Source organism: Streptomyces sp. F63, from assembly GCF_018070345.1.
Classification (GTDB): Bacteria; Actinomycetota; Actinomycetes; order Streptomycetales; family Streptomycetaceae; genus Streptomyces.
On the sequence record NZ_JAGPXX010000023.1, the window covers coordinates 78,134 to 99,233 of the forward strand.

At 74.7% G+C, this 21,100-nt stretch carries 13 protein-coding genes and 1 pseudogene; 6 read left to right on the forward strand and 8 right to left on the reverse strand.

Translation table 11 applies throughout. The features are described from left to right. The first annotated feature begins 475 nt into the window (after window positions 1-475). Both KBZ10_RS21255 and KBZ10_RS21260 read left to right on the forward strand, forming a co-directional pair. Window positions 476-1,699: a right-handed parallel beta-helix repeat-containing protein gene (locus KBZ10_RS21255; RefSeq protein WP_210989271.1), complete on the forward strand. Its 1,224-nt coding sequence runs from the start codon at window positions 476-478 to the stop codon at window positions 1,697-1,699. Window positions 1,700-2,362: 663 nt separating this feature from the next. Beyond that, window positions 2,363-3,157, forward strand: a complete 795-nt coding sequence (locus KBZ10_RS21260) for an SDR family NAD(P)-dependent oxidoreductase (protein WP_210989272.1) — start codon at window positions 2,363-2,365, stop codon at window positions 3,155-3,157. Window positions 3,158-3,637: 480 nt separating this feature from the next. Here the strand turns inward: KBZ10_RS21260 and KBZ10_RS21265 are convergent, their stop codons facing one another. Then, window positions 3,638-4,867, reverse strand: coding sequence for a sorbosone dehydrogenase family protein (locus tag KBZ10_RS21265; protein WP_210989273.1), 1,230 nt, complete (start codon window positions 4,865-4,867; stop codon window positions 3,638-3,640). Window positions 4,868-4,985: 118 nt separating this feature from the next. Beyond that, entirely contained in the window at window positions 4,986-6,167 is a 1,182-nt protein-coding gene (locus tag KBZ10_RS21270) for a LacI family DNA-binding transcriptional regulator (protein ID WP_210989274.1), read from the reverse strand. 312 nt (window positions 6,168-6,479) lie between these two features. Here KBZ10_RS21270 and KBZ10_RS21275 point away from each other — a divergent pair, with 312 nt between their 5' ends. The 4 genes and pseudogenes from KBZ10_RS21275 to KBZ10_RS21290 all read left to right on the forward strand — a co-directional run. Next, window positions 6,480-7,559, forward strand: a complete 1,080-nt coding sequence (locus KBZ10_RS21275) for a family 43 glycosylhydrolase (RefSeq protein ID WP_210989275.1) — start codon at window positions 6,480-6,482, stop codon at window positions 7,557-7,559. A gap of 139 nt (window positions 7,560-7,698) precedes the next feature. Next, window positions 7,699-9,123 carry an RICIN domain-containing protein gene (locus KBZ10_RS21280; RefSeq protein ID WP_374223391.1) on the forward strand — a complete coding sequence of 475 codons (1,425 nt, stop codon included), beginning with the start codon at window positions 7,699-7,701 and terminating at the stop codon, window positions 9,121-9,123. Window positions 9,124-9,492: 369 nt separating this feature from the next. Then, a complete protein-coding gene (locus KBZ10_RS21285) occupies window positions 9,493-11,343 on the forward strand; it encodes a DUF2264 domain-containing protein (protein WP_210989292.1) in 1,851 nt (616 codons plus the stop codon). A 516-nt stretch (window positions 11,344-11,859) separates the two neighbouring features. Beyond that, window positions 11,860-12,189, forward strand: a pseudogene (locus KBZ10_RS21290) (YnfA family protein); the annotation flags it as partial. A 126-nt stretch (window positions 12,190-12,315) separates the two neighbouring features. Here KBZ10_RS21290 and KBZ10_RS21295 read toward each other — a convergent pair. The 6 genes from KBZ10_RS21295 to KBZ10_RS21320 all read right to left on the reverse strand — a co-directional run bounded on the left by KBZ10_RS21295 (window position 12,316) and on the right by KBZ10_RS21320 (window position 20,912). Beyond that, complete coding sequence (locus KBZ10_RS21295) at window positions 12,316-12,825, reverse strand: GNAT family N-acetyltransferase (RefSeq protein WP_210989276.1); 510 nt, start codon at window positions 12,823-12,825, stop codon at window positions 12,316-12,318. Window positions 12,826-13,070: 245 nt separating this feature from the next. Beyond that, window positions 13,071-16,226, reverse strand: a complete 3,156-nt coding sequence (locus KBZ10_RS21300) for a glycoside hydrolase family 2 TIM barrel-domain containing protein (RefSeq protein WP_210989277.1) — start codon at window positions 16,224-16,226, stop codon at window positions 13,071-13,073. A 12-nt stretch (window positions 16,227-16,238) separates the two neighbouring features. Further along, a complete protein-coding gene (locus KBZ10_RS21305) occupies window positions 16,239-17,108 on the reverse strand; it encodes a carbohydrate ABC transporter permease (RefSeq protein ID WP_210989278.1) in 870 nt (289 codons plus the stop codon). After that, window positions 17,105-18,088, reverse strand: a complete 984-nt coding sequence (locus tag KBZ10_RS21310) for a carbohydrate ABC transporter permease (protein WP_210989294.1) — start codon at window positions 18,086-18,088, stop codon at window positions 17,105-17,107. The genes KBZ10_RS21305 and KBZ10_RS21310 overlap by 4 nt, the downstream gene beginning before the upstream one ends. Window positions 18,089-18,104: 16 nt before the next feature. Further along, window positions 18,105-19,367 (reverse strand): ABC transporter substrate-binding protein, encoded by a 1,263-nt coding sequence (locus tag KBZ10_RS21315; RefSeq protein WP_210989279.1) that lies wholly within the window; start codon window positions 19,365-19,367, stop codon window positions 18,105-18,107. A 264-nt stretch (window positions 19,368-19,631) separates the two neighbouring features. Then, window positions 19,632-20,912, reverse strand: a complete 1,281-nt coding sequence (locus tag KBZ10_RS21320; protein ID WP_210989280.1) for an ROK family transcriptional regulator — start codon at window positions 20,910-20,912, stop codon at window positions 19,632-19,634. Between the last annotated feature and the right edge of the window lie 188 nt (window positions 20,913-21,100).

The following is a 21,100-nucleotide window of genomic DNA, read 5'->3' on the forward strand; positions in this document are numbered from 1 at the left end:
TGCCCGCCGAGGCGCGGAACACTCCCGGATGCACCGGGAAATCCCAGGCGCTTCCGGAGCACCTCACCGGGTTCCGGCGACGGGCCCGCGGCCCGGGTGCGGAGGGCGGTCACGGCAGTCCGGCCGCCGCCCCGGGAACACCGTAAGACGGAGACCGGCGCGGCCCGCCCGCATCGCCGTTCACGGCGCGGCGCGGGGCGCCCCCCCCGTACCGGACCGGGGCGGAGAGGGAATGGCAAGCGCTTGCTCCGCTCTCTCTGTTCCGTTGTTCCGCGCGCTGCGGAGCGTCCGGGCTCAGCAGTGATATCGCGGGAGTGCCCCGGATCCGCGTCAACTCGGCCGCGACGGGGGCTGATTGACGCTCCGGGGACCCCTTGCTACGTTCCGGGGCGGCGTGAAAGCGCTTCCCCGGCTGCGCGCCGACCGCTCCCTCACCCCCCACCCATCCCCCACCCGCTCCGAAAGGAGACGTGGTATGTCTTCGACACCGCGAGGACGACGCGGAACAACCCTGGCCGCCGCCGCGACGGCCCTGGCCGGGCTGGCGGGCCTGCTGCTCGCCACCCCCGGACAGGCCCGCGAAGCCGGCGCGGCCGCAGCGGCACGGCAGGCCGCCCCTGCCGCCGCTGCCCCTGCCGCACCCGCTGCCGCCCCGGCCGCCGACTGCGGCAGCGGCAGCTACCAGGCCGAGGCCGTCCGCAACGGCAACACCTGGACCGCACCCGGCTACAGCGGCACCGACATGCTCTCGGCGATGCGCGCGGCCGTCGGCAGCCTGCCGGCCGGCCGGACCTCCAAGCAGCGTGTCGTGGTCCGGGGCTCGGGCTCGATGAGCGCCGGGTCCCGGCTCTCGCTGCCGAGCTACACCGTGCTCGACGTCTGCGGGACGATCAACGTGACCGGCTCGGGCTCCGGGGACCAGGCCCCCGTCTACGCTCGCGGAGCCCGGGACGTGGAGGTCCAGCACCTGACCCTCACCGGCGCCCCGCTGTACGGCATCTTCCTGCGGAACGTCGAGAACGTCACGCTGGGCCAGATCGACATGCGCCTCTCCGGCGGCCTGGGCATCCGCATCGACAACCACGGCGACCGCTCGGTGCGCTCCCGCAACATCCGCATCGACAGCGTGTACGTCTCCGGGACCGGCGCGCACGGCGTGGAGACCTACGGCGTCGACGGGCTGACGATCGGCACGGTCACGGCCCGCGACACGGGCTACTCCGGACTGCTGCTGAACGACACGGTCAACGCGACCGTCGGGACGGTGGACGCCGACGGCGCCGGAACCGGCACCGGCTACGCGGCCTTCCGGATGGCCAACCGCAACGGCCGGATCGGCGACGGCTACCCGGCCAACATCAGGGTGGGACACGTCATCGCCCGCGGCGGCGGGCGCGGGGTCTTCTGCGTCTCGGAGAGCGGCGGTGCCGTCATCGACCGGGTGGACATCGCGAACACCGGAAGCAACGCCATCCTGATCGAGAACTGCTACAACGTGAACATCGCGGCCCAGGGCGGCACCGTCTCCGGACCGGGCGACATCCGCATCGCGGCCCGCTCCGAGTTCGCCAACACCCGCGACATCACCCTGCAGAACCTGACGGTCACCAACTCGGCCCTCAGGGAGAGCCCCTGCGGTACGAACATCACCTACCGCAACCTCAACCTCGTCAACACCAGCCGGAGCACCTGTTCCTAGTGTGCTGCGGCAGGCAGCGTCCGCCCGTCGGGGCACGGCCTCCGGAGTGTGCTCTCGGTGTGCCGGGTGCCGGCCGGAAGCCCTCGTACCGGATCGTACGAGGGCTTCCGGTCGTGCCGGCGCACGGGGGTGCCCCTGCTCGAAGAGCTTGGGGTGGGGGTGCCCCCTGCTCGAAGAGCTTGGGGGAGTGCCGCGCGCCGCGACGGGCTGAATGCCGCAGGCGCGGCACCGGCTCCCGCACGGCACGGGCTCCCGCGGGCGGGCACCGCGGGAACCCTTCTCCGCGGCGGGGAATCCGGGCTCCGCGGCGGTGGACCGGGCGCCCGGCGTGCCGTGAACGACCGGCACGGCTGCTCCGGGCAGCGGTTCCGCCGAGAGCGTCCCGCTGTTCCGGGCGGGCTCACCCGGAGGGGCCACCGCCATGGGGCCGGCCGGCCGAACCGGGCGGGGCGGGGCAGCCGTCCCGTGGCCGGTGGCGGGGCCCGCCCGGCCCGGCCCGCTCCGCCGCGCCCGGTGGCCGGAGCCGCGCGGGGCGCCGGGGCGCCGGGGCGCCGCCCCGCGCGCATCCCGTCCGTCGTACCGTCGTTCCGCAACGCCATGCCATTCCACATCCGCGGACCCGGTCGCCACCGGCCGGGCGGCCGCAGAGGAAGAGGAGACACCATGGACGACAAGGGCGCCGGGATCAGCGTGTTCGTCACCGGGTCGGCGGACGGCATCGGGCGGGAGACGGCGGCCACACTGGCCGCCGCGGGACACCGGGTGGTGCTGCACGCCCGCAACACGGTGCGCGCGGAAGAGGCCCGCGCGGCGGTGCCGCGGGCCGCCGGGGTCGTCACCGGCGATCTCGCCTCGCTGGCGGGCACCCGCGAACTGGCGGAGGCGGCGGCCGCGGCGGGCCCCTTCGACGTGGTGATCCACAACGCGGGCGTCGGCGGGGGATCGGCCTGGCGCAGTGTCACCGAGGACAAGCTGGAACGCATCTTCCAGACGAACGTGCTGGCCCCCTACCTCCTCACCGCACTGATGCCGAAGCCCGGCAGGCTGGTGTACCTCACCTCCGGGCTGGAGGCGGACGGCACCGCCGACCTCGGCGACCTGCAGTACGAGCGCAGGCCGTGGGACGGGATGAAGGCGTACGCGGACTCCAAACTCCTCGACGTGGTACTGGCGTTCGCCGTCGCGCGCCGCTGGGCCGGCACCCTCAGCAACGCCGTCGACCCGGGCTGGATCAGGACCCGGATGGGCGGGCCCCATGCCACCGGGGGGCTGCCGGAGGGCGCGGAGACCCAGGTGTGGCTGGCCACCAGCGAGGAGCCGGCGGCCAGGGTGACGGGCCGGTACTTCAAGCGGCGCCAGGAGCTGAGGGCCAACCCCGCCGCGTACGACCGGGGTGTACAGGACGGACTGCTCGCCGCCTGCGCGGAGCTGACGGGAGTGGAGTTCCCGGCCGGCTGACGGCGGCCGGCGCGCCGGGAAGGGCCCGGCCGTGCGGGGCCGGGCGTTTCGGTTCGGACGTGCGTGCCGGGTGTTTCCGGGCCGTGCGGGCCGCGCGTGCGGGGCCGGGCCGGGTGGCGGCGGAACCCGGGGCCGCCGGGCGCGGGGATCACCGCTGTGCGGGGAGAGCCCCCGGGGGCCCGGCCGTCCGTCCTCCGGCGGCCGGATCCCCGGCCGGAGACCGGAACGGTCCGCCCTGTCCGTGCCGGGCAGCGCGCCGCCCGGCACGGCCACCGGTTCGGGCCAGCCCCGTCCGGCACCCGCGCGGGCCGGTGGCCCGGCGCCGCGCGGAACCGCGGGGTCCGTGATTCGGTCCCGGCCTCGGCCCCGGCCCGGGCGGAAGCGGCTCCGCGGCGCGGCCGCGTGCGCCGTCCGGGCGCCGGCGGCGCCCCGGGCGCGGCACCGGGCCGTCCCTCGCGCCGCGCCCGGAGCCGGGAGGCGTCAGCGCGTTCCGAACGAGACCCGGTGCAGTTGCCCGGGGAGGTCGTTGGCGACGTACAGTTCGCCGTTCTCGTCCTCGCCGAAGCTCGTGACCTGGGTCGGGAACTCACCGATCTCGGCGTTGGCGTAGCCGTCGGGGCCGGGCCGGATGCCCCAGACCGTGGAGGAGCAGTAGTCGGTGGCCAGATAGGTGCCGCCGGCCAGCTCGGCGAACTCCTCGCCCCGGTAGACCGGGCCTCCGATCACCGAGCAGCCGGCGACGGAGGACGGATAGCTGAACACCGGGCCGGTGTAGTCGGCGTCCGGGTCGCACTGCTCCGCGTTGAGGACTTCCGGCCCCTCCATGCAGGACCAGCCGAGGTTCGCCCCGCCGTCGCCGGCGGCCAGATGGTCCACCTCCTCCCAGCTGCCCTGGCCCACGTCGCCGATCCACAGTGAGCCGTCGGCCTCGTCGAGGGAGAACCGCCAGGGGTTGCGCAGCCCGTAGGCCCAGATCTCGGGCCGGGCGCCCGGGCGGTCCACGAAGGGGTTGTCGTCCGGCACGCAGGAGGACACCGAGCCCGCGCGGCACTCCGGGCCGACGTCCAGCCGGAGGATCTTGCCGAGCAGGGTGTCCAGGCGCTGCCCGCTGCCGAACGGGTCACCGGAGCCGCCGCCGTCACCGATGCTCCAGTAGAGGTGGCCGTCGGGGCCGAAGGCGAGGTGGCCGCCGTTGTGGTTGGAGTACTCGGCGTGCTCCTGGGTGAGGAGTTCCTCCACGCCGCCGTCGCGGACGTCGACCCGGGCGAGCGTGACGGCGTTGTCGGAGCGGCGGGTGTAGGCGGCGTAGAGGAGTTGGCTCTTCTCGAAGTCGGGGGCCGGGGCGATGCCCAGCAGCCCGCGCTCGTTGTCGTTGGCGTTGACGCGGCCGGTCAGGTCGAGCAGCGGCTCCGCGGCCAGGCCGGTGTCCGGATGGTAGACGCGCACGGTGCCGGCCTTCTCGGTGACGAACAGCCGGCCGGTGGCGTCGTCGGGCGAGGCGATGGCGGTGGGGCGCTGCAGACCGGAGGCCACCCGGGTGGTGGTGACGGTCAGGTCCTCCAGCGGCGCCGCCTCGGCGGTCGCGGGGGCCGGGCCGGTGTCGTGCCGGCGCTCGCCGAACGATGACTCCGCCGCCCAGCTGACCGGTGCCACGGCGGCGGTCAGCGTCAGGGCGAGGAGCAAGCGGCCGATCCGCTGTCCTCGGGGCATATCGACTCCTGGGAAGAGGTGGGGATTCCTGGTGACGGCATGCTTCTCGGTGGTCCGCCGGCGGGCCGGGCGCGGGAAGGCGCGGCAACCCGGGTGGGAGCGTTCCCAGCGGCCGGATTCACTGTGCCACGGCGGTGGCCCGGGGTACAGGCCCGGAACACCCGCCCGTTCCGTCCCCCCGGCCCTCCGGCCCGCCTCCGGCCGCCGGGCCGGAGGCGGGGCCGGAGGCGGGGACGGGGCGGAGCGGCCGGGCGGCCGCCGGCGCCGTGCTGTGGCGGGGGACGAGACGCGTGGACAGCTCGGTGCGGAGGATTTCCGGCCGCTCCCCGCACACCATCCGGTCCAGCAGCCGCAGCGCGGTCGCGGCCATCGCGGAGAGCGGCCGGCGCACCGTGGTCAGGGCCGGGGACGACCAGCCGGCCTCCGGCAGATCGCCGAAACCGATGACGCTGACGTCGGCCGGGACCCGTAACCCCCGTACGGCCAGGGCCTCGTAGGCGCCGAGGGCCATCACGTCGGAGCAGGCGAACAGCGCGGTGGGCGGCTCCGGCAGGCCGAGGAGGGCGAGCGTCCGGCGCCGGGCGCAGGCCCGTTCGGAGTCCCCGTGGCGGACGTACTCGGGCCGGGGCGCGATGCCCGCCGCCGCCAGGGCCGCGCGGTGGCCGGCCAGCCGGGCCTCGCCGAGCGGTGTGCCGGGGCGGCCGGCGAGCACCGCGATCCGGCGGTGGCCCAGCGCCAGCAGATGGCCGGTCGCCACCGACCCGCCCCGCTCGTCGTCCGCGCCGACATACGCGGCGCCGGGCGGCGGCCGGCGTGCGGGATCGATGAGCACGTACGGAATGCCGTGGCCGTCCAGCCAGGCATGCCGGCCCGGGCTGAGTCCGGGCAGGTGGAACAGCACCCCGGCGGAGCCGCGGGCCGCCAGCTTCTCCGGCCAGCCGGGACCCGTCGGCCGGCCGCCCGGGCCGCCGGGCCCGCCCGGCCCGTCCGCCACCGAGACCACCACCTCCAGGCCCGCCTCGCGCGCGGCCTCCATGACGCCGTGCAGCACCGCGCCCGCGCGGGGGCCGTCGGGGGAGCGCACCACCAGATCGACCATCGCGGGCCGCGCCCTCGGCGCCCCGGCACGCGGACGGCGTACGTACCCCAGGCGCTCCAGCACCTCGGTGACGCGGCGCCGGGTGTCCGGGGCCACGTCGGCGCGGCCGTTGAGGACCTTGGAGGCGGTGGGCACCGACACCCCGGCCTCGCGGGCGATCACCGCAAGGGTCGGGCCCGCGGCGCTCCCGGTACGAGCCATCGCCTTCCCCTTCCGCTCCGCGGCCTCGCGGATCACACCCAGGACAGCCCGAGTCCCCCCGCGGTACCGGCCGGGCAGCGGCCGGCCACCACTGTAGATCGCGCCGCGTCACCGCAGAAGACCGATGTCCCAGCGGATGAGCCGGGCCGTGGGGCGGGCCCCGGCGGTGCGGCGGGGGCGGCACCCCGAAACTTTCGCCGTCGTCCCGAGGGCTGACCCGGAATCACCAGAAGCCCTAACATCCCAACAAAATCGCTCAGTTGTGGGCCGGACGCACAGGCCCCCCTCTCTCCCACCCCACAGGAGACCCGGATGAGCCGTGGTGCCGTGCCCGATCGCAGAAGCGTGCTCAGGACGGCGGCGGGGCTGGGCGCCCTCGCCGGCGCACCGGGCGCGGCCCACGCGGCCGGGCCCTCCGCGGCGGAATCCCGAGCAGCCGCCCCGTACGCCAATCCGCTGATCCGCAACCGCGCCGACCCGCACATCCACCGGCACACCGACGGCCACTACTACTACACGGCCACCGTCCCCGAGTACGACCGCATCGTGCTGCGCCGCTCCCCGACCCTGGCGGGGCTGGCGGACGCCGCGGAGAGCGTGATCTGGCGGCGGCACGGAAGCGGCGGCATGGGAGCCCACATCTGGGCGCCGGAGATCCACCACATCGACGGCGCCTGGTACATCTACTTCGCCGCCGGGCGCACGGACGACGTCTGGCGCATCCGCATGTGGGTCCTGGAGAACCGGAACGCCGACCCCTTCTCCAGCGCCTGGACGGAACGCGGGCGCATCATCACAGCCTGGGACACCTTCTCCCTGGACGCCACCACCTTTGTCCACGGGGGCACCCGCTATCTCGCCTGGGCCCAGCACGAGCCCGGCATGGACAACAACACCGCCGTCTTCCTCTCCGAGATGGCCGGCCCCTGGACGCTGAGGGGTCCGCAGGTACGGCTGACGACCCCCGAGTACCCCTGGGAGACCGTCGGCTACAAGGTCAACGAGGGCCCTTCCGCCATCCGGCGCAACGGACGGGTGTTCCTGGCCTATTCGGCCAGCGCGACCGACAGCAACTACTGCCTCGGCCTGCTGACCGCGGACGACTCCGCCGACCTGCTCGCCCCCGCCTCCTGGAGCAAATCGCCGCGGCCGGTGTTCACCAGCAGCGACGCCACCCGCCAGTACGGCCCCGGCCACAACTCCTTCACCGTCGCCGAGGACGGCCGCACCGATGTGCTCGTCTACCACGCGCGCCAGTACAGGGAGATCAGCGGCGACCCGCTCAACGACCCCAACCGGCACACCCGCCTCCAGGAACTGGGGTGGACGCCGGACGGGACACCCGACTTCGGCGTCCCGGTCGCCGATTCCCGCCAGCCGGCCGACGGCTGACGGCGGAGTGCCGACGGCGGCCGGTGGCCGGCGACCGGCCCGGGGCTCCGCCGCCCCGCGGCCACCGCGCCGCACACGCGGCCGCCCCGCCCGGCGCGCCGCCCGACCGCGTTCACCCCCACCAAGGAGCGTGCCCGAGTTGAACCGCCACCGTCTGCGAGCCGTGCTGCTCGCCCTCTGCCTCGCCCTCGGTCTCACCGGCGCCCTGTTACCGGCGGGCGCCGCGCAGGCCGCCCCGGTGACCGTGGTCAACGCCACCCAGTTCACCGACACGTCCGGCGCCCCGCTGCAGGCCCACGGCGGCGGAATGCTCAAAGTCGGCGCCTACTACTACTGGTTCGGCGAGAACCGCAACGCGGACAACACCTTCCGCTATGTCTCCGCGTACCGCTCGACCGACCTCAGGAACTGGGAGTTCCGCAACCACATCCTCACCCAGGCCAGCGACCCCGAGTTGCGGCGCGCCAACATCGAGCGCCCGAAGGTCATGTACAACCAGCGCACCGGCCAGTACGTCCTCTGGGCGCACAAGGAGAACGGCTCCGACTACGGCGAGGCCCGCGCCGCCGTCGCCACCTCCGCGACCGTCGACGGGAACTACACCTGGCGCGGCAGCTTCCGGCCGTTCGGACAGCACATGTCACGCGACATCACCGTCTTCACCGACAGCGACGGCACCGGCTACATGGTCTCGGCGGCCCGCGAGAACTACGACCTGCACATCTACCGGCTCACCGACGACTACACCGGCGTCGCCTCCCTCGTCGCCAACCCGTGGCCCGGCGGCCACCGCGAGGCACCGGCCCTCTTCAAGCGCGGCGGCGTCTACTTCATGCTGACCTCCGGGGCGACCGGCTGGAGCCCCAACCAGCAGAAGTACGCCACCGCCACCAGCATCTCCGGGCCGTGGAGCGAGATGCGCGACGTCGGCGACTCCACCGCCTACGGCTCGCAGACCACCTACGTCCTGCCGGTGCAGGGCAGCGGCCGGACCTCCTACCTGTACATGGGCGACCGCTGGGGCAACTCCTTCGGCGGCACGGTCAACGACTCCCGGTACGTCTGGGCCCCGCTGTCCTTCCCGTCCGCCACCAGCATGAGCATGGACTACCACCCGGAGCTCGTCATCGACACCGGCGCCGGGACGGTCACCGGCCGCGGCGGGCCGTTCGAAACCCTCACCGCCCGGCACAGCGGCCGCTGCGCCGACGTCACCAGCCAGTCGCTCCGGGCCGGGGCGCTGCTCAAGCAGTACGGCTGCAACGGCGGCGGCAACCAGAAGTTCTGGTTCCGGGACGCCGGGGGCGGCCACGTGCAGCTGATGGCCCGGCACAGCTCCCTCTGCCTCACCGAGACCGGCTCCGCCGTGCAGCAGCAGGCGTGCTCGGACGCGGAGCGGCAGCAGTGGCAGGTGCAGGACGCGGGCGGCGGGTACGTCCGGCTGGTGGCCCGCGCGAGCGGCGAATGCCTCGATGTCATGCACGGGTCCACCGCCGACTCCGCCGAGATCATCACCCACGCCTGCTCGGGCGCCGCCAACCAGCAGTGGCGGCGGGGCACCTGACGGGGCGCCGCCCCCCCCGGGGCGCGCACACCCGGGCGAGCCCCGGGCACACCGGCGGGCACGGGCCCCGGCCGGCGGCGGGCCCCGGCCGGGGACGGGGAAGCGGCGCACCGGGACCGGCCCGCAGTCCCGCGCCCACCGCACGGGGCACCCGCCCGCACGGTGGCCGGGTGGCCCGGCGCCCGGCCCGGCCGCCCGGCGCGCCCCGGTGGGCCAGCGCGCTCCGCCGACCGCAGTCCACCGGGACACACCCGTCCTCCGAACGAAGGAGCCCTCTCCGTGCGACCCGCACCCGGCCCCGGCCCCGGCCCCGCACCCAGCCCCGGCCCCGTCCGCGGCGAGCGGCCGGCGGCCCGGCCCCCGTTCCCCCTGCCGCCCGAGGACCGGGCCCGCAGCCCCCGGACCGGCTGGACCCGCGCGCACTGGGAGGCCGCGGCCGACGGGCTGCTCGCGGCCGTCACCCCGTACGCCACCCCCGGCCGGGCGCTCTACCACGTCCCCGACGGCCGGCCGGGCTTCTCCGGCCGCCGCTCCGACGGGCTGGAGGGCTACGCCCGCACCTTCCTCCTCGCTGCCTTCCGCATCGCGGGCGCCGGCGGCGCCGACCCGCGCGGACTGCTCGGCCGGTACGCCGACGGCCTCGCGGCGGGCACCCGCCGGCCCGGCGGCGACGGCCCCGAGGACTGGCCGCGCATCACCGACCGCGGCCAGCCGCTGGTCGAGGCCGCCTCCATCGCCCTGGCGCTGCGCCTCACCCGCCCCTGGCTGTGGGACCGGCTGGACGCGGCGGTACGGGACCGCGCCGCGGCCTGGCTGGCGGACGCCCTCACCGCCGAACCGTGGCCCTGCAACTGGGAGTTGTTCCCCGTCACGGTCGGCGGCTTCCTTGCCGCGGCCGGCCACGCCACCGAGGCCGCGGAGGCCGCCCGCGAGCGCGGCCTCGCCCGGATCGAGGACTGGTACGCGGGCGGCGGCTGGTACACCGACGGCCCGGGCCGCGCCTTCGACTACTACAACGGCTGGGCGCTGCACCTCTACCCGGTCCTGGAGGCCCACCTCTCCGCCGACAGCCTGCTGATGGACCGCTGCGGCCCCCGGCTGGAGGCCCATCTGGCCGACTACGCCCGCCTGTTCGGCGCCGACGGCGCGCCGGTGCACCAGGGCCGCTCGCTCACGTACCGCATGGCGACCACCGCCCCGCTCTGGCTCGGCGCCCTCACCGGCCGTACCCCGCTCGGCCCCGGCACCACCCGCCGCCTGGCCTCCGGCACCCTCCGCCACTTCCTCGACCGGGGAGCGGCCGACCCGGCGACCGGACTGCTCTCCCTCGGCTGGTACGGCCCGTACGAGGGCGTCCTCCAGCGCTACTCCGGCCCGGCCTCCCCGTACTGGGCGGCCAAGGCGTTCCTCGGCCTGCTGCTCCCGCCGGACCACCCGGTGTGGACGGCCCCGGAGGAGCCCGGCCCGGCCGAACGCGGGGACGCCGTCACGGCGCTGCCCGCACCGAACTGGCTGCTCCAGTCCACGTCCGCCGACGGGGTCGTGCGGCTGCACAACCACGGCAGCGAGGACGCCCGCTACGACCCGTACTACACGCGCCTCGCCTACTCCACCGCCACCGGCCCCACCCCGCCCGGCGCGGAACCCGACAACCACTTCGGACTGCTCGACGAGCACGGCACCGTCTCCCTGCGCCACCGCCTGGAACCGCTGGGTGCGGGGGAGGGCTGGGCGGCGTCCCGGCACGGGGTGGGCGCGGCCCGGGTCGTGAGCGTCGTCCTCGCGCACGGCGCGGCGGAGGTCCGCGTCCACGCCGTCACGGGCGCGCCGCCGGGCACCCCGGTGCGCCTCACCGGCTGGGCGGCGGGCCCGGGCGCGGGCCCGGCTTCCGAACTCCTGCCGCTGCACGGGCTGGAGCCGGCGGCACCGCTGCCACCGGTGGCGACGGCGTACGCGCCGGAGACGGTGGCCCCCGCCGTGTCCGGGCGGACGGGAGCGGCGGTGAGCGTGTTCGTGTGCGCGGCCCGCCTCACGGCCGAGCCCCGCCCGGCACCGCTGGGCGGCCTGGTGCGGGTCGAGGTGAGCGCCGACAGCGCGGCGCGCACGGTCACGGCCCGCTGGCGGGACGGCACACAGCACCGCGTACACCTGTCCGCCGGCACGGCTCACGTGACACACCGGGCGGTGTCCCCGTCCGGGAGGACCACCACCTCCGGCTGACCCCGGGCCCGGCTGCTCTCCCCGCGGCCGGAGCCCCGGCGCCTCCGGGCCGGCGCGGACCGGAGCCGCCTGGCGGCGCCCCGACCAGGGCAATCGCATGATCCCCGCAGTCGTGGGAAGACGGAACCCCGACCGCGGGCGGCTCTCCGTGCCGTGGGAGCGGCGTGCCGTCGTCCGGCGTGACCGTTCCTTCCGGAGCAGTGACGGTCCTCGCGGTACGCGGGAACAACGCCGGAACGAGAGAGGTCAGTCAGTCACCGTGAGGCCGGGGAAGGGCGAATCCGACCAACGTTCGTACGGTATGAACAGGCCGCACGCCGTCATGTGGTGGTGGGGCGGCATCGGACTCGGGATCCTGCTCGTCGCGCTCTTCCTGATCAACGGCGGCTGAGCCGCCGGCCCGGGCGGCTCCCGGAACCGGGTGCGGAGGAGCAGCGGGGCCCGTCCCGGGTGTGATCGGCTGGACGTCTCCGTGTTCCTCCGGCAGAAGGCTCCGCCGTCTCCGCCGTCTCCGCCGCCCGTTCCACGGCCCTGTTCGTCGTCGCCGCCCTGTTCGAGATCGGCGGTGCCTGGCTGGTCCGGCAGGGCGTCCGCGAGCACCGGGGCCGGGCCCGGATCGGGGCCGGTGCCATCGCCCTCGGGCTGTACGGGGTGGCGGCCACCTTGCTGCGGAGCGATGAGAGCTTCGGCCGGATCCTCGCCGCGTACGGCGGCGTCTTGGTGGCCGGTTCGGTCGTCTGGGGCGTCGTCGCGGACGGCTACCGGCCCGACCGGTGGGATGTCATCGGCGCCCTGGTCTGCCTCGCGGGGACGGCCGTCATCATGTGTGCCCCGCACGGCCACTGACCGCGCGAGGACGGCCGGGCCGGTGCGGCCGGCTCGTACCGGCGACCGCGGCCAGGTCCCGGGAAGCCGGACGGGCGGCTCGCCGGAGTGGAGCGGGAGTGACCCGGCGGCTCCCGGTCCCGGTGCTCAGCCGGGGCTCCCCCCGGGAGCGGTGAAGGAGATCCAGACGTCGGGAGGCAGGTCCGGCCGGTCCGGTACCCCCCTGCGTTCCTCCGTCCACGCGTCGCCGGCGATCTCCGTGGCGACGCGGCGCCAGAAGCGCACCGCGGCCGTGTTGGCGTCCTGGAACGCGATCTCCCAGGAACCGGGATGCCTGGCCACGATCTCCTGAGCGGCGCGCAGCCCCACCCCGTTCCGGCGCGCGCCGCGCACCACGAAAAAGCTGTTCAGCACGCGGGCCGGGCCGTCCAGGGCGCGGACGAACGCGAAACCGGCGGGGCTGTCGCCGCTCGTCAGGAGGTAGGGCGCCCAGCCGGGCCGGGAGAAGGCATGGTCGAGCCGATCGCTGCGGAAGGTGCCGTCGGGATTGGGCAGCGGCCCGCCGAACTCCGACATGTCATGGCGGAACATCAGCCACAGCCGCTCCACCGCGGGGCGGTCGGCGGGGCTTGCGAGGCGAAGGGACAGGTCTGACACGGGACTCCTTCACGGGTGGTCAACCGGCGGGCGCCGCTTGCCGGGACCGGTGGTACGGGGGTACCGGGACGTTCGCTCAGCACTTGTCTCCGGACGAACGGTCCGGTCCGGAAGCACGAAAAAAGGCCTCCCCCGCGGATGTGGTATCCGGGCCGGGAAGGCGCATGACTGCTCGTGATGTTAGCAGGTGTGTCCCCGGCCCGCCGCAGCCCGGCGGGCCGTTCGCCACCCGGTCCGCCAGGTCGTCAGGTCCGCCCCACCGGCGAGAGGACGAACGAGAACTCCGCCGGTTCCGCCCGCAGTCGGTACGCGGGAAGAACGCCCGGTCCGCAGGACTGGGAGCCGATGCCCTGCTGGGCGTGGTCCAGGTTGACCCACACCAGGGGGCCGGGGACCAGGTCGGGGGTGTGGCGGGCCGCGTCCAGCTGCTCGGTGGTCCAGCGGCGCGCGGTGAACCAGAACAGGTCACCGAGGCCGCCGCTCTCGGCACGCAGGCCGGCTCCCGCGGCGTCGGTGAGCTCGGCCCAGCGGACGTCCGCGCGGGCGCCGTTCTCCTGCGGGCGGACGTAGGGAGTCTGCAGTGCGTCGACCGTCATCGACCACAGTCCCGTCATCGCGGCGGCCCGGGTGTCCGGATACGCCTCGCCCGGCCCGCCGCCGAACCAGCGGACCGAGCCGTACGCGGCCGGGATGCCGAAGCGGATGCCCAGGCGGGGGAGGGCGCACGGCCACTCGCCCTCCGGGGCGACCGCGACCGTCAGCCCGAGCCGCCCGGCGTCCGCCGTCCAGCGGTATTCGGCACGCAGGGCGAGGTCGGTGGCGGCGGGGGCCACCCGGGTCCGCACGGCCAGGGTGTCGGCCGAGATCTCGACCGCGTCCGTGCGGTGCCGCATCCGGTGCAGGCCCAGGGCCCGCCAGAGCGGGCCGTGGCGCAGCTCGGGCTGCCACGGCGCGCCCTCGTCGTTGTCGGTCGGCGCGCGCCAGACGTCGAGCCGCAGATCCGTGACCGGGATGCCGTCGAGATGCCGCAGCGCGCCCGTCGCGGCATCGAAGGCCGCCGGGCCCAGGGGGATCAACCCCCCGTCGCGGCGGACCGGTTGGCCGGTCGCGGGCCGCGGCGGCGGGCGCCGGCCGGCCGGGAGCTGCGCCCAGGCGACGAGATGGCCCCTCGGTGCCCAGGAGGTACCGGCGGCGAGGACGGCCCGGACGGTCCACTGGCGTTCGGTGTCGGCGGAGCGGTCGCCGGAGCGGACACCAGAGCGGTCGCCGGTTTCCCCGGCACCGGCTCCGCTCCCGGCACCTCCGCCCGTGCCCCCACCCGCCGCGAGCCGCGGCGGCTCCGGCAGCCGCACCTCCGCGCTCTCGCCGGGGCCCAGGTCCGGCACCGGCAGCACGCCGGCCGCGACCGGCTCGCCGCCGGCCTCGTACGACCAGGTGAAGGCCAGGTGCGCCAGGCCGGAGAAGTCGTGGGTGTTGGTGATCCGGACGGTGCCCGCCGCGCCGTCGCCCTCGATACGCACCGGCTCGACGACCTTCTTGTACTCGGCCAGGCCGGGGGAGGGCGCGCGGTCGGGGAACAGCAGCCCGTCGCAGACGAAGTTCCCGTCGTGGACCTCCTCCCCGAAATCGCCGCCGTACGCGAAGTACGGGGTGCCGTCCGCCGCACGGCGGGCGAGACCGTGGTCGATCCACTCCCAGACGAAGCCGCCCTGGCAGCGCTCGTACCGCTCGAAGAGCCGCTGGTACTCGGAGAGGCCGCCGGGCCCGTTGCCCATCGCGTGGGCGTACTCGCAGAGGATGAACGGGAGCCCGCGGCGGCGCGCGTCCAGCTCCGGGTCGTCCAGCGGCTCCTCCGCCCGCCGGCCGATCAGCTCCACCTCGGCGTGCGGGGCGTACATGCGGGAGTAGACGTCGGTGTCCGCGCAGGACGGATCGCCCTCGTAGTGCAGCGGCCGGCCGGGGTCCCGGGCGCGGATCCACTCGGCCATGGCCGTCAGCCCGGGGCCGGTACCGCACTCGTTGCCGAGCGACCACAGGATGACGGACGGATGGTTCTTGTCGCGCTCGACCATCCGCGCGGCCCGGTCCAGCAGGGCGGGGAACCAGCGTTCGTCGCGGACCGGGTTGCCGCGCCATCCGGTGTCGGCGAAGCCGTGGGTCTCCAGATCGCACTCGTCGACGACCCAGAGGCCCAGTTCGTCGCAGAGGCCGGGGAAGGCCGGGTGCGGCGGATAGTGGCTGGTGCGGACGGCGTTGATGTTGTGCCGCTTCATCAGCAGCAGGTCCCGGCGCATGGTGTCCGGGTCAACCGCCCGCCCGGTAACCGGGTGGAACTCGTGCCGGTTGACACCCCGCAACAGGATGCGGCGGCCGTTGACCGTGAGGACGCCGTCCTCCACCGCGACCGTGCGGAAGCCGACGCGCAGCGCGATCCGCTCCCCGGGCGCGGCCAGTTCGGCCCCGTACAGCCGCGGGGTCTCGGCGGTCCACGGCTCCACGGGGACGGTCCCGCTCTCGCCCGCGGCAAGGTCGAGGCCGAGCTCGGGGACGGTGATCCGGGCGGCGGCCGCGCCGCTTCCCGCGCCGCCGGTACCGTTCCCGCCGGTCCGGCAGTCCACCCGCAGGGTGCCCGTCCCCGCGCGGTGGTCGTAGGAGGCGTGGACGGTGAAGTCGGCCACCGCGCCGGGCGGCCGGTGCAGCAGCGTCACATCACGGAAGATGCCGGGCAGCCACCACTGGTCCTGGTCCTCCAGGTAGCTGCCGGCCGACCACTGGTGGACCCGGACGGCCAGCGCGTTGGTGCCGGGCCGGAGCAGCGCCCCCACCGCGAACTCGTGCGGCAGCCGGCTGCCCTGGAAGACGCCCAGCTCGGTGCCGTTGAGCCAGACCCGGGCGCAGGACTCGACACCGTCGAAGCGCAGCACCGTGTCCCCGGAGCCGGGACCCAGCGGCCAGTCGGCCGGCAGTGCGAAGGGGCGCAGATGGTCGCCGGTCGGGTTCTCGTACGGGACCCGGGGCGGATCGACGGGGAAGGGGTAGCGGGTGTTGGTGTACGCGGGCGCGCCGTGGCCCTGGAGCACCCAGTGGCCGGGGACGGTCAGCCGGTCCCAGCCGCTCGCGTCGTGGCCGGGGCGGGCGAAGGAGTCGTCCTCGGAGCCGGCGGTGGGGGAGAGCCGGAAGAGCCACTCGCCGCCCAGGGAGAGCCTGCGGGCGTCGGAGGACGCGTACCAGGCGCGGGGCGGGAGGGTGCCGCGCCCCGGCGACCGGTCCTCGTAGTACGGGAGTCCGGGGGCGGACGGGTGCCCGGTGCCTGAGCCGGCCGGGCCCGGGGCCGGCCCGGCCGGGGTTCCCGGGGCCGTGGGGGCGTGCGGGTTCCTGAGCGGTTCCTGAGATGTGCCCATGAGTTCCCTCGGTCAGCCCTTGATCCCGGTCCGGGCGACGCCCTGCACCAGCCAGCGCTGGAGGACGACGAAGACCAGGATCAGGGGCAGGATGGATATCGCCGCGGCCATGAAGATCAAGTGCAGGTTGACGGTTTGGGCGGTGAGATAGGACGAGAGCGCCACCTGCACCGTCCAGGACTCCTGGTCCTGGCCGATGACCAGCGGCCAGAGGAAGGCGTTCCAGCCGCCGATGAAGGTGATGACGGCGATCGCCGCGAAGAAGTTCAGCGAGTTGGGCACCACCACCCGCCAGTACGCGCCCCAGTGGTTCAGCCCGTCCACCCGCGCCGCCTCCTCCAGCTCCCGGGGGAAGCCCAGGAAGTACTGGCGGAAGAGGAAGGCGGTGAAGCCGCTGAACAGCCCCGGGATGATCAGGCCCCGGAGGCTGGACACCCAGCCGAGGGAGGAGACGAGGACGAACGCCGGGACGAAGGTGACGGCCGCCGGGACCATCAGTGTGCCGAGCACCAGGTAGAAGACCTTCTGCGCGTGCCGGTACGGGATGCGGGCCAGCCCGTAGCCGGCGGTGGAGCAGAGCAGCAGGGTGCCCGCGGTGTGCAGCACCCCGACGACCAGGGAGTTCCACAGTGCCCGGGCGAAGGGCACGGCCGGGTCGGCGAACAGCTCCCGGACATGGCCCCACTGGAGGTCGGTGGGGAAGAACGTCCAGGTCTCCCCGGTGATCTCGGCATCCGCGGCGAGCGCGTTGCGGGCGATCAGATAGAAGGGCACGAGGAAGAGCACGGTGGCGACCAGCAGCGCCGCGTACAGCCCCGCGCCGCCGAGCGTGCCGCGTACGCCCCGTGCCGCCGCCCGGCCGGTGCCCGGCGCCGCGCTCACGCGTCCCTCTCCCGGCCGAAGCCCAGGAACCGCCCCTGGAGGAGGGTGACCAGGCAGATGAGCAGGGCCAGCAGCAGGGCTCCGGCGCTGCCGAGCCCGTAGTCCTGGTTCTCGCCGAGTGCCAGGTTGTAGAGGTAGACCAGCGGCGGCCGGCCCCAGGTCGCCTTGTCGAGGAGGTTGTAGAACTCGTCGAACGCCTGGTAGGCCGCGATGAGGAGGAGCAGGATCACCGCCGTGGACGTGGTCCGCAGCTGCGGCAGCGTCACGTACCGGAAGGTCTGCCAGCCGGGCCGCGCGCCGTCGATGGCCGCGGCCTCGTAGAGCACCCGCGGGATGTTCTGCAGCGCCGCCAGGAAGAGGATCATGTAGAAGCCGGACTGCAGCCACAGCCGCAACGTGACGATCACCAGCCAGTACCAGGGCGGGTCGGGAGAGGCCAGCCAGGCGACGGAGTCCAGGCCGAGCCACCCGAGAACGGTGTTGGCCAGCCCGAAGCGGACCCCGTTGAAGACCGACATCTTCCACACCAGCGAGGCGGCCACATAACTGCACGCCGTCGGCAGGAAGAACGCGGACCGGAAGAACGCCCGCAGGAAGCGGACGCGGTGCACGAGCAGGGCCAGCCCCAGCGACAGGGCGAAGGTGAGCGGGACGGCGAAGAGGGCGAAGACCGTGAAGGTGCCCAGACTGCGCAGGAAGTCGCCGTCGGAGAGCATCGTCAGGTAGTTGCCGAGCCCCACGAACTCCGTGGGTGTCACGGTGGAGCGCGCCTCGAAGAGGCTGAGCCACAGGCTCCAGCCGATCGGGAGGTGGACGAAGACGAGCAGCCCGGCCAGGAACGGGCCGGTGAACAGCCAGAAGGCGAGGGCGTGCCCGCGCCCCGCCGCGCTCCCCTCCCGGGGCCGCCTCGCCGCCCGCCCGCGGCGGTCCGGGGCGGCGCGCCGGACGCGCCCGGCCGGCCGTCGCAGGGGTGTCGCCATGGTGGTGGCCCCGCCCTCAGCCGAAGATCGTGTCGAGCTCACGCCCGATCTTCCGGTCCGCCTTGTCGAGCTCGGCCTCCGGATCGCCGTCGCTCCGGACGGCGTTGGCCATGACATCGGTGAGCGTGGTGATCATCGCCTGGGTCCAGGACGGGTTGTCGAAGATGCCGGCGCTGTTGAAGAGTTCGACCCCCTCCGCCGCCAGCCCCGACCCGAGCTCCTCCGCGCCGGCGGCCACCGACTTCCGCGGCGGGATGTGGAAGCCGTAGTCCAGGCACCACTCGCGCTGGAATTCCTTCCGGTCGATCCACAGCCACTTCACGAACGCCTTGGCCGCGTCGACGTCCTTCGCCTTCGCCGAGACGAATGCCGACCAGCCCCCGTTGTAGACCGCCGGGCGGCCCTTCGGACCGCCGGACGACGGCCACGGCATGATGCCGACGTCGTCGCCGTGGGCCTTGAGGATCTGCGGCATCGCCCACATGCCGCACCACTGCATCGCGCACAGGCCCTGGTTGAAGGAGGCCGGGTCCCAGTGCTCGGTGGGCGCGCCCTTGAGCAGGGCCCTGCCCGCGTACAGCCGGCGCAGTTTGCGCAGCGCCTCGACCACCTCGCCGGTGTGGTAGGCGATCTCGTTGTCCGGGGTGAGGAGTTCGGCGCCGGTGGACCAGATCAGCGGGTTCTGGATCGGCTGCAGGGTCTGCCCGAGGCAGAGGCCCTTCACCGTGTCCGTGGTGAGCTCACCGGCCGCCTCGATCAGTGCGTCGAGGGTGTCCGGCGGCTCGATTCCGGCCTTCTCCAGCAGGGACTTGCGGTAGTAGAGGAACTGCGGATCGTCGATCATCCGCACCCCGTAGACCTTGCCGTCGATGGTGTGGGAGGCGATGTCCGCCTCGTTGAAGTCGTCCTCGACGCCTTCGAGGATGTCGTCGAGCGGCACGATCTGCCGCTCGCGCGCCATGTGGATCTGCGGATGGAACTCGAAGACGTCCGGCCCGTCGGACGACAGCAGTGCGGTGAACAGCTTCTTCTCGTACTCGCCCGGTATCCACTGCACCGAGACGTCCGCGTCCTTGTACGCCCCGGCGAACTTCCGGGCGGCCTGCTGCGTGCCCGGCTCGCCGTAGGCGTGGTACATCTGCTTGATCGACCGGCCCGGACCCCCGCCCCCGCGCCCGGTGCCGGAGCCGCAGGCGGACAGCGCGCCCAGGGCGGCGATCCCTCCGGCGGCGCGGAGGAGATCGCGGCGGTCCCACTGACTGCTGCTGATGGCCGGCATGTGACGTCCCGTCTGTAGCGGCTCAACTCACTGCTGCGCGAAGCACGTCGGGGTGCTCGTCGCCGTGGTGCCGTGGTGCGGTACTGCCGTTGTGGTGCGGGACGCTAGCCATCGTCCAGGGCTTCGGCAAGGGGTTGGAGGAAGTCTTCTCGCCGGGAGGCGCCGACGGCCCCGGAACGCGGGACGGCGGTTCGGGATCCCGGACGAGCGGGGGGCGGCGCACGGCACACCGCCGCCCCGTACGGGCCCCGCGCCGCCCGGGGTTCAGATGCCGGCCGGGCTCGTCCCGGCGGGTGCGCCCGGAGGCGGGAGCGGCGCGCCGGGGCTCCGGGGCCGGCGGCCCACGGAGGTGAGGAAACCCTCCAGGGCGAAGGTCGCGGCGCCGAGGCTGACCGGATTGGTGGGGACCGGGCTGAGCACGATCTCGGTGCCGGCCAGCGGCCGGGCCAGCGCGTGCCGCGCCACCACGTCCCGTACCTCCCCGAGCAGGTGTTCCCCGAGCAGGGCGGCGACCCAGCTGCTGAGCACGATCACTTCCGGGTTGAGCAGGTTGACGAGGTCGGCGATCCCGGCACCGAGGAAGCGGGCCGTCTCGCGGACCGCCGCGACCGCCACCGGGTCCCCCTCGCCCGCCGCCCGGGCGAGGGCCGCGATCGTGGCGGTCTGGTCTCCCGGGTGCAGCAGCGGGCTGCCGGGGTCGAGCTCGCGCAGCCGGCGCATGATGGCGGGCGCGCCGACGTAGGCCTCCACGCAGCCGCGGTTGCCGCAGTGGCACGGACGGCCGTCGAGGACGAGGGTGGTGTGGCCCCACTCGCCGGCGCTGTTGGTGACGCCCCGGTGGAGCGAGCCGCCGAGCGCGAGGCCGGCCCCCACCCCCGTACCGAGGTTGACGACGACGGCGTCGCCGCGGTCCCGGGCGGCGCCGAACCACAACTCGGCCACCGTGCAGGCGCGGAGCGGGTTGTCGAGGTGCAGCGGGTGGGGGAGACGGCCGGCCAGCAGGCTCAGTAGGGGGACCTCGTGCCAGTCCCAGTTGGGGGCGTAGACCGAGACCCCGCCCTCGCGGTCCACCTGGCCGGGCACGCTGACACCCACCCCGAGGATCCGGCGGTCCCCGCCGCCGGTCCCGCTGCCCCTCCCGCCCTGACCCGTCACCGACTCGACGGCCGCCACGATGTGGCCGGCGACCTGCCGCGGACCGTTCTCGCCGGGGCGCAGCTCCTCGTCGGCCCGGGCCAGGACGTTCAGCGCCGGATCGAACAGCTCCACATGGACGTAGGTCTCCGCCACGTCGACCCCGACCAGAGCGCCGCCCGACGTGTTGACGGCGACCAGCCCGCGCGGCCGGCCCCCCGCGGACTCCTCGAAGCCCACCTCGGTGAGCAGGCCGAGTGCCAGCAGTTCCCCGACGAGGTTGGCGACCGTCGCCAGGCTGAGACCGGTGGCGGCGGCCAGTTCCTGGCGGGAGACGGGGGAGTGGGCGATGATCTGCCGCAGTACTCCGTAACGGTTCGCGGTGCGGATGTCCCGGGACGTACGTCTCACGGCGTGGCCCTCCGCCCTCGCGCCCTCGCCCTCCCCGGCGAGGCGCCAGGCTATGCGCCCGGGGCGGGGTTCGACAAGCGGTTGGGAAAAGGGTCGGAGGAAGCGGGCGGGGCCCGCCGCCGGGGGCCACCGGTGCCTCCGGCGGCACGCACGTGGCGGGGGGGGCGGGCGGCGCCCCCCCCCCCGCG

What these genes read in the sequence shown, in the direction of transcription:
- KBZ10_RS21315 (WP_210989279.1), bottom strand. Translation starts at nt 19,367, where the DNA reads ATGCCGGCCATCAGCAGCAGTCAGTGGGACCGCCGCGATCTCCTCCGC.
- KBZ10_RS21270 (WP_210989274.1), bottom strand. Translation starts at nt 6,167, where the DNA reads ATGGCTCGTACCGGGAGCGCCGCGGGCCCGACCCTTGCGGTGATCGCC.
- KBZ10_RS21255 (WP_210989271.1), top strand. Translation starts at nt 476, where the DNA reads ATGTCTTCGACACCGCGAGGACGACGCGGAACAACCCTGGCCGCCGCC.
- KBZ10_RS21275 (WP_210989275.1), top strand. Translation starts at nt 6,480, where the DNA reads ATGAGCCGTGGTGCCGTGCCCGATCGCAGAAGCGTGCTCAGGACGGCG.
- KBZ10_RS21265 (WP_210989273.1), bottom strand. Translation starts at nt 4,867, where the DNA reads ATGCCCCGAGGACAGCGGATCGGCCGCTTGCTCCTCGCCCTGACGCTG.
- KBZ10_RS21300 (WP_210989277.1), bottom strand. Translation starts at nt 16,226, where the DNA reads ATGGGCACATCTCAGGAACCGCTCAGGAACCCGCACGCCCCCACGGCC.
- KBZ10_RS21260 (WP_210989272.1), top strand. Translation starts at nt 2,363, where the DNA reads ATGGACGACAAGGGCGCCGGGATCAGCGTGTTCGTCACCGGGTCGGCG.
- KBZ10_RS21310 (WP_210989294.1), bottom strand. Translation starts at nt 18,088, where the DNA reads ATGGCGACACCCCTGCGACGGCCGGCCGGGCGCGTCCGGCGCGCCGCC.